Origin of the sequence: Candidatus Bathyanammoxibius amoris (genome assembly GCA_024451685.1) — a bacterium.
Lineage (GTDB): Bacteria > Planctomycetota > Brocadiia > Brocadiales > Bathyanammoxibiaceae > Bathyanammoxibius > Bathyanammoxibius amoris.
In genome coordinates this window covers 35305-47875 of the sequence record JAMXCW010000008.1, presented here as the reverse complement: position 1 = coordinate 47875, position 12571 = coordinate 35305, and the positions used below count along the sequence as shown (strand labels likewise).

Annotated in this window: 11 protein-coding genes; all 11 read left to right on the top strand. The window is 53.5% G+C overall.

The features are described 5' to 3' along the window. The 11 genes from NOU37_06110 (at position 1) to NOU37_06060 (ending at position 12521) form a co-directional block, all read left to right on the top strand. Positions 1-927 (top strand): ABC transporter permease, encoded by a 927-nt coding sequence (locus NOU37_06110; protein ID MCQ4574805.1) that lies wholly within the window; start codon positions 1-3, stop codon positions 925-927. A gap of 6 nt (positions 928-933) precedes the next feature. After that, complete coding sequence (locus tag NOU37_06105) at positions 934-1779, top strand: ABC transporter permease (GenBank protein ID MCQ4574804.1); 846 nt, start codon at positions 934-936, stop codon at positions 1777-1779. Positions 1780-1789: 10 nt separating this feature from the next. Then, positions 1790-2692, top strand: a complete 903-nt coding sequence (locus NOU37_06100; GenBank protein MCQ4574803.1) for a DNA-protecting protein DprA — start codon at positions 1790-1792, stop codon at positions 2690-2692. A 26-nt stretch (positions 2693-2718) separates the two neighbouring features. Continuing rightward, the gene (locus tag NOU37_06095; protein ID MCQ4574802.1) at positions 2719-3066 is read left to right on the top strand and encodes a cupin domain-containing protein; all 348 of its coding nucleotides are present in this window, start codon (positions 2719-2721) and stop codon (positions 3064-3066) included. A gap of 152 nt (positions 3067-3218) precedes the next feature. After that, positions 3219-4328 carry an NADH:flavin oxidoreductase gene (locus NOU37_06090; GenBank protein MCQ4574801.1) on the top strand — a complete coding sequence of 370 codons (1110 nt, stop codon included), beginning with the start codon at positions 3219-3221 and terminating at the stop codon, positions 4326-4328. Positions 4329-4461: 133 nt separating this feature from the next. Then, complete coding sequence (locus NOU37_06085; protein MCQ4574800.1) at positions 4462-5481, top strand: MoxR family ATPase; 1020 nt, start codon at positions 4462-4464, stop codon at positions 5479-5481. A 2-nt stretch (positions 5482-5483) separates the two neighbouring features. After that, the gene (locus NOU37_06080; GenBank protein ID MCQ4574799.1) at positions 5484-6407 is read left to right on the top strand and encodes a DUF58 domain-containing protein; all 924 of its coding nucleotides are present in this window, start codon (positions 5484-5486) and stop codon (positions 6405-6407) included. A gap of 2 nt (positions 6408-6409) precedes the next feature. Further along, positions 6410-8503 carry a BatA domain-containing protein gene (locus NOU37_06075; protein ID MCQ4574798.1) on the top strand — a complete coding sequence of 698 codons (2094 nt, stop codon included), beginning with the start codon at positions 6410-6412 and terminating at the stop codon, positions 8501-8503. Next, the gene (locus tag NOU37_06070) at positions 8488-9171 is read left to right on the top strand and encodes a methyltransferase domain-containing protein (protein MCQ4574797.1); all 684 of its coding nucleotides are present in this window, start codon (positions 8488-8490) and stop codon (positions 9169-9171) included. Before NOU37_06075 ends, NOU37_06070 begins: the two co-directional genes overlap by 16 nt. Positions 9172-9177: 6 nt before the next feature. Continuing rightward, positions 9178-11349 (top strand): UvrD-helicase domain-containing protein, encoded by a 2172-nt coding sequence (locus tag NOU37_06065; GenBank protein ID MCQ4574796.1) that lies wholly within the window; start codon positions 9178-9180, stop codon positions 11347-11349. A 116-nt stretch (positions 11350-11465) separates the two neighbouring features. Next, positions 11466-12521, top strand: a complete 1056-nt coding sequence (locus tag NOU37_06060) for a hypothetical protein (protein MCQ4574795.1) — start codon at positions 11466-11468, stop codon at positions 12519-12521. Positions 12522-12571: the final 50 nt, after the last annotated feature.

The following is a 12571-nucleotide window of genomic DNA, read 5'->3' as shown; positions in this document are numbered from 1 at the left end:
ATGGGACAATCATTAACCTCCTATATACTCCGTAGATGCGCATGGCTGATTATCGTCCTGTTTATAATAGCGACAGCCAGCTTCTTCCTGATGAGGTTTGCCCCGGGGGGGCCGTTCGATAAGGAGCGGAGTCTGCCCCAGGCCATCGAGAAAAACCTGAATGCCAAGTACCATCTCGACCGGTCGCTCGGCGTCCAGTACCTCATCTACATGGGGGGGCTTGTCAAGGGCGACCTGGGGCCTTCCTTCAAGTACAGAAACCGGACTGTTAACGACATCATCGCCCAGTCCTTCCCCATATCACTTACGCTGGGGATCTACGCCCTCTCTCTGGCATTCATCGTGGGCGTGAGTGCCGGAACGTTTGCCGCCGTTAAGAAACACTCCGCCCTCGATTTTACCACCATGTTTGTGGCCATGCTGGGAATATCTCTGCCCAGTTTCTTTATCGGCTTAATCCTGTTATTAATATTCTGTTTTAAACTCCCGCTTTTTCCGGCGGCCGGGTGGGGGAGTCCGGGACAGATGGTATTGCCGGTTCTGTCCCTGGCAGCCCCGTTCACCGCGTATATCGCCCGGCTGATGAGGGCCGGTATGCTTGACGTACTCTCTCAGCCCTATATACAAACGGCCAGGGCGAAGGGCCTTTCAGAATTTCAGGTGGTCTTACGCCATGCCATGAAGAACGCCATCACTCCGGTGGTATCGTTTATGGGCCCTGCCGCCGCCGCGATACTCACGGGCTCGGTAGTAATTGAGAAGACCTTTGCGATACCCGGTCTCGGCACACACTTTGTGAATGCCGCACTCAACAGGGATTACACATTGGTCATGGGCACCGTGCTGCTGTACAGTCTTCTCCTTGTAATCTTCAACCTTGCGGTGGACATCATTTATTCATTCCTGGACCCGAGGGTAAGAATTTAGGGACATATGAGCGAGCAAAGATACAGGCGAACGTTCTTAAAACGCTTCATGAAGAGCAGGCCCGCGCTCGCAGGGGCCGCATTTCTAATCGTCTTCGGAATAATAATCCTCCTGACACCCGTAATAATGCCTTACTCCTACGAAGAACAGAACCTTGAGGAGCAGTATCAAAGCCCCAGCTTCAGCCACTGGATGGGCACGGACAGTAAAGGGCGCGACCTGATGACAAGGGTGTTGTACGGGGGCAGGATATCAATGGCGGTGGGGCTGGCCGGTGCCGCGGTGAGCCTCATAATCGGCGTGACCTACGGCTGTGTGGCAGGCTTTGCGGGTGGAAGGACAGACAACATAATGATGCGCATTGTGGACATCTTTTACGGCCTGCCGTTCTTGTTCTTCGTGATACTAATCATGACTATCGTTGGCAGGAGCGTTTTAGTGCTGTTTATCGCACTGGGGGCGGTACAATGGCTCACCATGGCCAGGATCGTCAGGGGGCAAATGCTGATGCTGAAGGAAAGGGAGTTTGTGGAGGCCGCGAGGGCGCTTGGCGCCAGTAACGCCCGCATAATAATCTTCCACCTCCTGCCGAATCTCATGGGGCCGATAATCGTCTACGCCACCCTGACCGTGCCGGCGGTGATGCTGGAGGAGGCATTTCTAAGTTTTCTGGGGCTGGGCGTGCAGCCCCCAGCATCCAGCTGGGGCAACCTGGCCGCCGATGGTATGATACATATCACTCCTGTAAAGACGGTTTGGTGGCTGGTAGTGTTTCCGGGAGCGGCACTGGCCTCCACATTGTTCGCCCTCAATTTTCTCGGGGACGGGTTGCGTGATGCCCTTGAGGCATAGACAGAATGCCATGCGGGATGTTGAACCCGCCGTGTACTGGGTGGCCCTGCACAGTGTGCCCGGTCTTGGCCCGGTAACCTACCGGAGACTGCTGGAAAAATTCGGCAATCCGCAGACCGTACTGCTTGAGGCCTCAAGGCGTGACCTCAATTCGATAAAATGGCTGAAACAGGACCTGATAAAAGGTATTTTTAAAGCAAAGAAAATGTTGCGGTATTTCGTAAGCACTGTAAATCAACTGACTTCCAAAAATGTGCGTGTGCTGACGCTTGCTGATAAGGCGTATCCCTCAAAAATTAGGATGATAAAAAATGCATCTGTGGTATTATATTCTAGAGGAAATTGTTTGAAAACGAATGAGAGGGCAGTAGCAATCGTTGGTTCCTCCAGGCCTTCCGAGAAAGGCTACCGGATCGCCGCAGATGCCGCCAGGATACTGGCACAAAGGGGCGTCGCGATAATTAGTGGATATGCGCGCGGCATCGACACTGCGGCACACCTGGGGGCGATGGAGACCTTTGCGGCCAGCGGAGCTGGCCACACTATAATGGCAATACCGACAGGCTTCGACCATTTTGTGTGGAACAAGACACTCAGACCGCATGCCGGTAATAGCGGGGGCTATACGATTATCTCCGAAAGTTTTCCCAATCAACAATGGTCTGTGGGTACCGCTCTGTCCAGGAACAGGCTGATTGCAGGTCTGAGTGACGCGGTGCTTGTTGTAGAGACTGAAGTCGGTGGGGGTGCAGCCCATACATTCTCTCATGCCAGGGCCCTTGGCAGAAAGACTTTTGCCCTCAAGTATACCAATCCACCCGGAAGCGCCATGGGCAATGAAACCTTACTCAGTCAGGGCGCAACCCCTATCTCAAGTTACAAGGATTTGGATAAGATTGCAGCTTACCTTTAGCATGTTTTTTATATAGGAGGCGGCTAATGTTCATATCTAATTTGAGAGATTTTTCCGCTGAACCTGTTATCGAAGGCGCAAGAGAGGTAAAGATTCGCTGGATGATAAATGAGGATAAAGGCGCGGATAACTTTGTGATGAGACACTTTGAAATTGACCCAAACGGCCACACTCCGATGCACACCCATGCCTGGGAGCACGAGATATTCGTCCTTAGCGGCGAGGGTGCCGTTGTCAACGGTGAGGGCGAAAAGGCACTTAAGGAGGGAGATGTGGTGTTTATCCCCAAAGGCGAGCGACACCAATTTAAAAATGCCGGTAAAAGCGCTTTTACGCTGCTCTGTATGATACCCAGTAAGAAGAGGTGCCATTAATCAGGAATTGTCAGGGCCGGATGTACTGATGGCCGGAATTGTAAACATATCGTATACAATGGGGGTGGCCCTGGCGGGTCACCCCCGCTTTTTCTGCCAAAAAAACTTCCCGTCACCATTCTCTATAAAACTTCTCTTCAAAGACCGCGTTCATGACTAAACCACTGTTCACTCCTGTAAACATAAACACGCTAACGCTGCCAAATCGTTTTGTGCGTTCCGCTACGAACGAGTACATGACGGATGAGAACGATTTCGTTACCGATAGACAGGCTGAGCTTTATGAACAGCTCGCCCGCGGAGAGGTCGGACTCATAATAACAGGCCACTCCTACGTCAAAGAAAACGGCAAGGCCAGCAAAAAACAGGCGGCAATATACGACGACAGGTTTATACCGGCCTACCGGCGGCTTCTTGAGCGGCTCAGGCCATACGACACAAAGATGATGCTCCAGATAAACCACGGAGGCCGGCAGACTAAGCCTGAGATATGCGGCTCTACGCCCGTCGCCCCTTCGGCCGTAACGGATAAGAGCACTGGCGTGACACCAAGAGAGCTTATACATGATGACATACTGGATATCATCAACGATTTCGGCCAGGCCGCGGGAAGAGCCAGAGAGGCGGGGTTCGACGGCGTACAGATCCACGCCGCTCACGGCTACCTGCTGAGTGAGTTTTTGTCACCCTATACAAACAGGCGCAATGACGAATGGGGCGGATGCATTGAGAACAGGGCAAGGATGCTGCTTGAGGTCCTAAAGGCATGCAGACGCCAGACCGCGGAAGATTATCCCATATTTGTAAAGCTCCAGACCTATGACTTTGTGGAAGGCGGCCTGAGTGTGGACGACGCGGTCGAGGTGGCGACAATGCTTGCCGAGACGGGGATAGACGCCATCGAGACAAGCGGCGGCATCACAGAGAGTTTTCCAAGCGCCTGCCAGACGGATATAGACTCCCCTGAAAAGGAAGGTTTTTTTGTCTCTAACGCAGAGAGGGTAAAGAGGGCGGTCTCCGTGCCGATTATTGTAGTGGGCGGCATCAGGTCAATCGGGGTGATGGAATCCATTGTAGAAGACAAGAAGGCAGACCTTATCTCCATGAGCCGCCCATTTATAAGAGAACCTGATCTTGTAAAAAAGCTGAGGAAGGGGATTTCCACCGCAGCCGCGTGTATCTCCTGCAACCAGTGTTTTTCCCCGGACGGTATCCGCTGCGCCCAGATTTCAAACTCGTCCTCGACAAACCGCACCGGCTAACACCGCCACAAGTTTACCTTGCAATAAAGCACGTCATTTGATAGGTTATTACATGGGGACATAAGCCTGTAAGTAACAAGACCTTACACTTTATTTCAACCTTCGTGTCCCCTTAATGTTGTGAGGAGAAGCCATGAGCGGCACAGCCCAGGAGACGGAAAAAACTGACCTGCAGGCGGTGGAAAGGATAGCCGAAGGCAGGGAAAAGATACGGCGAGAGATTTCAAAGGTCATTGTGGGGCAAGTTGAGGTAATTGACCACATGTTGATTGCCCTCTTCTGTAGAGGACACTGTCTGTTCGTGGGCGTGCCCGGGCTTGCAAAGACCATGCTCGTCAGCACACTGGCCGACGTGCTGAACCTGAAATTCAGCCGGATACAGTTTACTCCCGATCTAATGCCCGCCGACATAACGGGCACAGACGTGCTCGAACAGGACACTCACACGGGCCGGCGCTTCTTCCGCTTTATCAAAGGGCCTTTATTTGCCAATATCCTCCTGGCCGACGAGATAAACCGCACACCGCCCAAGACACAGGCCGCACTGCTACAGTCCATGCAGGAATACAAGATTACCGCGAGCGGGCATACCTACCCTCTCGACCTGCCGTTTCTCGTGTTTGCCACACAGAACCCTATAGAGCAGGAAGGCACTTATCCCCTGCCGGAGGCACAGCTGGACCGCTTTATGTTCCAGATAAACATAGACTATCCGAAAGAGCATGAGGAGATGGACATAGTCAGAAACACAACCTCCTCCTACACACCCGAGCTGGAAAAGGCATTCAGCGCGAAAGATATCTGTGCGATGCAGGACCTGGTACTCAGGGTGCCGGTGGCGGACCATGTGCTGTCTTACGCCGTAAGGATAGTAAGAAACTCGCGCCCCACAGACCCAAACGCCCCTGACTTCGTGAAGAAGTGGGTGAGCTGGGGCGCCGGGCCACGGGCCTCGCAAAGCATGATACTGGGTGGAAAGGCCAGGGCTATACTGCAGGGCCGATACGCCGTTACCACCGACGATATTCATTCATTGTGCCACCCCATACTCCAGCACCGTATCATAACCAACTTCCACGCAGAGGCCGAAGGCGTAACGTCCAGAGAGATAGTAGACAGGCTGCTTGAAGAAGCAAGAAAAGAGGGCGGTTAGTCGTGAAAGAACCTGATACAACCAGCAGATACGACCCCGCGACACTGAGCAGGATTTCCAATATGACACTCAGGGCCAGGACCGTAGTGGAAGGAACGTTTTCCGGCATTCATAAGAGGCCTCACAAGGGCTCAAGCATAGAGTTTCTCGAACATAAGCTATACACCCCCGGCGACGAGATAAAACACATAGACTGGAAAGTCTTTGGCAGGTCGGACAAGTACCACCTTAAACAGTTTGAAGACGAGACAAACCTCAAGGCCTATATCGCCTTGGACACGAGCGGTTCAATGGGCTACGGCTCCGGCGCCATGACAAAGCTGGAGTACTCGGCAACGCTGGCCGCCTGCCTGTCATACCTGTTGCTTATGCAGTCAGACGCTACCGGTCTGGCGGTATTTTGTGAAGACATCTTGAATTACGTCCCGCCACGCACCAAATCCTCACACCTTCAGGCCTTGCTGCAGGCCCTGGAGGGTCTTGAGGCGCGGGGAAAGGCGGACATACCCGGTGTCCTGGAAAAACTGGCGGAAAAGACATCAAGGCGCTCTCTGGTGATAATCATCTCGGACCTGTTTGACAACCCGAACGAGATCGTAAAAAAACTACGGCAACTGAGGAAGCGCAGAAATGACGTAATAATGCTCCAGGTGCTGGACAGCGACGAACTGAAGTTTCCCTTCAACGAACTCACACTTTTTGAATCTATGGAAGACCACAGCACCGTGCTGGCGGAGCCCAGAGCCATGCGGGACAGTTACCTCTCAGAGTTTGCCGGCTTTACAGAGACTCTTCGCCAGGGCTGCCTTGAAAACCAGATAGACTACTGGCTTATTAACACCTCTACGCCGTTAGACCGCGCGCTCCTTGAGTGTCTGAGCAGCAGAGAAAAGCTTGCCCGTTCGAGAATCACCGCCAGGTTGTAATAATGAATTTCATCAGTCCTATCTTCCTTCTGGGTTTGTTGGCCGTAAGCCTTCCCATAATTATACACATGATGGGAAGAAGGCGTGCCCCGTCCTATCGATTCTCAGCAATGGAGTTTATCCTCCGCTCTCAAAAAAAGGTGGCTGCGCGGCTCAAGCTCGAGCAGTTGCTTCTGCTCTTACTGAGGGCGGCGATAATAGCGTTCGTCGCAATGGCTCTGGCAAAGCCCCTGCTCAATGCCGGACCCGCACTCGCCCCTGACGCACCCTCGTGCAACGTGCTCATAATAGACAACTCATACAGTATGGGGTATACCGTCGCAGGGGAAACCCTTCTCGAAAGGGCCAAAGACTGGGCGCGGCAGTTTGTGGGCTCACTTTCGCCCTCGGACGAGAGCTGCGTTATAACCGTGTTCCCAGTCCCGGAGGCGCCGCCCAGGCCAAATACCGATAAAAGCGAGGCCCTGGACGCCATTGACCGCATCGAACCATCGTACTATTCTACAGATGTATCGTCATGCCTGGACGACGCGCTTCGCGCACTCGGTTCATCCAGTAAACAGAGTAAAAGGGTTTTTCTCTTCACGGACCTTACAAAACACGGCTGGGAACGTGACGGGATGCAAGAGGTGCAAAAAAATATGATTGAAAAGGACCAGGTAAGACTGCATATAGTCGACGTCTCAGAGGGAAAACCACTGCCCAACACCGCCGTCACCGGTCTTCGATACGAATACGACTGGACAAGGAAGGACGAACAGGTCCTGCTCAGCACAACAGTCGCGAATTTCTCCGACACCCCGCTCAAAGACCTCCTGGTAAGGGCCTGGATAGATGGAAAGGACGTGGCACAGGGTTTTCTCCAGCTTGAACCCTGGGAGTCGTCTACAAAGGAATTCCTGCTGGACGTGTCGGGGCAGGGCGGCACGCAGGTGAGCGTGGAAATACCGGAAGACCCCTTGCCTGCCGACAACAAAAGGTTTTTCTCACTACCCGACGTCAGGGACATAAAGGTGCTTCTGATAGACGGCGCGCCAAGTATAAACATTTACCAGGGCGCAACGTTCTACCTGGAAAAGGCCCTGAACCCGGCCCGGCTCCACACGTCGCACATACATCCCACGCTGATGAACACAAATGAGGTTCGGGCGGCGAGGTTTAGGGACTATGACATGGTCGTACTCGCCAACGTTGAAAAGCTTGACGGCACAAAAATATCCGAATTGAAGACCTATGCCGCAGAGGGTGGCAATATCTTCTTCTGCCTGGGCGACAGGGTCACTCCGGAGTACTACAATTCTACCTTTGCGGGGCTCGTTCCCAGGCTGCGTATGGCGGTAGACAGTCCTGATGGAAAGCCCCTTGAATTCGCCCCTCTCGATACCACCCACAGCCTGCTAAGGGTTTTCGCCGGGGAGAGGAAGGACGTCCTCAGCTCACCTCACTTCCATAAGGTCTTCCTGGTAGAGCCCGAGATGGACGGCAGCGCTACCAGTATAATCAGCTATTCCAACGGCGCACCGGCCCTCATTGAACTCCCGTACGGCAAAGGACGCGCTCTTACCATTACCTCTACCATCAACAGGGACTGGACGGACCTGCCGGTAAAACCGCTCTTTCTGCCGCTCGTGCAGCAGATATGCCGCTACATGACGGACAATCTGATAGAATCGATGAGTGAAGACGTGCTGGTGGGTGAGGACTGCGAGCTGCCCGTTTATGAACGTGATAAGGCGGGGAATGTAGAAGTGCTGGACCCGAAGGGAAATCTGAGCGCGCCGATTATCGACGACTCTGTGCCGCATGCGCCGCTTGTATTCTCGGAAACCCATTTCCCCGGGGTTTACACCGTCCGTGGAGCGGGTGCCAGGGTCTCCTTCACCGTCAACGTGGACCCCGGCGAAGGCGACCTGACCAAGATTGACAGGAGTCAACTGGAAGGGGCGTTGGGGCGTGAAAATGTAAGCTTCAGCATATCCACCCCGATGAAGGGTGCGGAAGGCGCGGTAGAAGGCAAAAGACTCTGGCCGACACTACTCTTTGCGGCGCTGTGTTTCATGTCCCTGGAGGCGTTTGTCTCATGGCGGCAGTTATAGGTAACATGGGCGGACCGGCAGGCCTTATCTGTGTAGGCGTACTGGCTGCGTTCTTTTTCGGGGTCGCCCTCGGTATTGACGAGGGCTATGGCGGGGCAGATGACCGCGAGCGCTGGGACGAGCGCTATGCCGGCGGAGAATACGTTTACGGCAGGGACCCTCTTAAGTTCCTCAGCGGCAATGTCAGCCTGCTGCCCGGGGGCAGGGCGCTGGTACTGGCCATGGGAGAGGGACGCAATGCAGTCTTTCTGGCAGAACAGGGCTATGATGTTGACGGCTGCGACATCTCACCGGTAGCGGTAAAGAAGGCAAGGCGCCTGGCCGCTGAGAGAGGCGTCCGGATAAATGCCTTTGAGGCCGACCTGGAAGATTATACGCTGGAGCAGGAAGGGTACGACCTTATTGCCTGCTTCTATTATCTGCAGCGGGACCTTATAGCGCAGATGAAGGCCGCGCTCAGACCCGGCGGAATGGTCATAATGGAGACTTATACCGTCGAAAACCTGAACATAGGTCTGCACGGGCCGAAGAACAGGGAGTACTTACTTGAGGAAAACGAACTGTTACACCTGTTTTTGGACCTGGGCATGAAGATAATCTTCTACCGCGAGACGGTAATAGACGGTGAAAAGGCCATTGCCAGCATAATCGCTCAGAAAGTAAAATAACATACTATGACGCCAAAAAAATCCCCAAGCAATCTCCTGGATGACGTTACCGAGCCGCAGCGCGCGGCCATTACTCAGGTCGAAGGCCCCCTGCTGGTACTGGCAGGGGCAGGCAGCGGCAAGACAAGGGTCATTACCAGAAGGGTCTGCTACATGATAGAGGAAGGAATCGACCCCTACAGCATCCTCGCCCTTACGTTCACCAACAAGGCCGCTAAGGAGATGAAGGACCGGGTGGCACAGCACTACTCGCATCCCGGCATGTGGATATCAACGTTCCACTCCATGTGTACCCGCATACTGCGGATGGACGGCAACGTGGAAAGGTTAGGCTTTACCCGGTACTTCAGTATCTACGACACCGCCGACACACTGGGCGTTGTCAAGACCGCCCTGAACGAACTGGAACTTGACTCGACCCACTGGAAACCGGCCTCCCTGGCCGCCACAATAAGCGTGGCCAAGAATAAACTCCTGGGACCGGACGGCCTCCTTAAGGAAAGGTCGGACTACTATCACCAGACCGCGGCCAAGGTGTACACAAGATACCAGGCCATCCTTCAGGCTAACAACGCCCTTGACTTTGACGACCTGCTGGTAAAGCTCATAAAACTCTTCAACGAATACCCGGACGTCCTGGAACGGTACCAGAATACATTTCTGTTCATACTGATAGACGAGTACCAGGACACCAACTTCGCGCAGTATGTATTGCAAAAACTCCTGGCAGGTAAATACAGAAACATCTGTGTCACCGGGGACCCCGACCAGTCTATCTACGGCTGGAGAGGCGCGAACCTCGGCAATATCCTTGACTTTGAGAACGATTACCCGGACACAAAGGTGGTACTGCTGGAACAAAACTACCGCTCCACAAAACACATACTCCGGGCCGCCTCTGAACTGATTGAACACAACAAGTTAAGAAAGACGAAGGGCCTGTGGACCGAAAACCCCGCGGGCGAAAACATATCACTGGTTTACACCCACGATGAACGCTACGAGGCCGAGCAAATAACCTCTCATATCCAGGACCTCATGAACTCAGGGCGCAAGTGTTCGGAGATCGCGGTATTTTACCGTACAAACGCCCAGTCACGAGTCCTGGAGGCCGCCTTGATGAAGGCCGGGATACCGTACGTGATTATAGGGGCTGTGGAATTCTATAAGCGAGCGGAGATAAGAGACGTCCTGGCCTACCTGAAGCTGCTGGTAAACCCCGATGACCAGGTCGCATTTGAACGGGTAGTCAATACCCCCCCCCGGGGCATAGGGCGGACCTCTCTTTCCAGGCTAAAGGCATGGGCTGCCGCTAACGGGAAAAAGATGCTTGAGGCCGCTGAATCTGATGTCCCCGGCATAAGGGGCAAGGCGGCCAGCGGTATTCGGTCATTTGCGGGACTCTTCTCGAAGTTGAGGAAGATGCCCGGCTATCCCGTTGCGCCACTGGTGACAGAGATGCTGGCCCAGACAAAATACATAACCTACCTGGAGCAATCATCCGGGGAGCGCGGGCTGGAGCGTGTGGCTAACGTAGAGGAACTGGTAAATGCCGCAGAGGAGTACGACAGGGACCACCCGGAAGGCTCGCTTAATGATTATCTTGAGACGGTTGCCCTGGTGCAGGACATAGACGCGTGGGACGGTAGTACGGAGGCCGTGGCTCTTATGACACTGCACTCGGCAAAAGGTCTTGAATTCCCCGTCGTCTTCATCGCCGGACTGGAGGAGGGTTTGCTGCCTCATGCCCAGTCCATGGATACGACGGAAGAACTTGAGGAGGAGCGCAGGCTCTTTTACGTCGGTATCACCCGCGCCATGGAGGAGCTTCGACTGAGCCATGCCGGCAGACGCTTAAGATACGGCTCAATAGTACCGTCTATACCCTCACGCTTCCTTGACGAACTTCCTGCGGACGTTATCGCGAAGGAAGATAAGACTATTTCGACGACTCAATTTATTAAAGAGGCCGGGGCTGATTACGTGGCCGAGGCCGACCGGCCCGCCGCCGGTGAGCTGGTCAGACATTCAACGTTCGGCGTAGGCCGTGTGGTAGAGACACGAGGCTACGGGAAATCTCTAATGGTTGTGGTAGATTTCCCAACGGGCAGAAAAACACTTCTCCAGGAATATGCCCACCTCGTCAGGCTCACCGGTAATGCCGGCAAACCTGAATAGTTACTCGAAGCCACAAAGTTGACAAACCGGGTCAAAGTTGTATACTGCTATATGTAAACATAAATGTTTTACCGCACGTGCCAGGCGGCAGGTGTTACTTGAAAGGATACTGCGGTATGAAATTGACACAAAGCTTGTGTGTGGCGTTTCTTTCCCTTGCGTTATTTACCGGCGCATCGCGGGACGACGTCGCGGAGGACTTCAACGCGTTCCAGCGCTCACTTATGGAGTGGATGCGCTCTACCGCGGCAATGTCTAATAAGCTGGATGAACTTGAGAAAAAGGTAAATCAAACTACAGGCGTAAATCCGGAACTGAAAAAGAGCCTTCAGGAAATCGCAGACAGCGTCGGCGCGCTGCGCGGCAGCTTATCCTCAATAAATGCACGTATGACCAAGGTGGAGACGGCCCTCGGCGGGGCTACCGAGGACAACCCGATGGTGAAGTTCGGGCGCACGTTAAATATACTTAAAAAGAGCACCGCCGGGTTATCGAAAGAAATAAAAGAACAAGCAGCCATTACTGCCGTGCTCGCAAACAGATACGCAGACTTCATGAGGCCGCTGGACCCGATAAAGAAGACATTGGCCAAGCAGAGGGAAGACATCGATACCCTGCTGAAGGAGTCCTCCGGGCAAAAGGAAAAGCTGGGCGCTCTGGAATCATTATTGGTAGACCGGCTCACCATCCTGGAAGATTTCCTGGCCGCCTCGGAAAAGCAGTCAAGGACCCTCGCCGTCCTGCTGGGCAGGGTAAAAAATATTGAAACTAATACGGGTGTGGCCCCTCCGGAAGAACTCTTTACCGAGAAGGAGACTGCGGAAGCCAAGCAGGTGGCCACAGAGGAAGAGGCCAGACCAAAGACCCCGGAGGAAGAGGGCTATGAGGGTGTTGGTGAAGGTTTTTATGTCAGAGACGTGAGCTTTAAGCGCTTTGGTTCTTCTGCGAAGGTTACGGGAGAGATAAAAAATCTCTCCGAGAGGGATTACCGGCTTGTCGTCTTCAACATAATGGTCTACAACCTTGACAACATCCTGGTCACAGACCGTGATTTTATAATCAAGGGCATTAAAATAGGCATGGTTAAGAACTTCAATGAGACCCTGACAGGAACCAACCCGGAAGACATTAGTAAGTACGTAATAAGACTCAAAAGGGTGTCACAATCTTAAAGGAGTGTTATACAGGGAAGGTGTTCTTTCAGGGGTTTAACACCCAACGG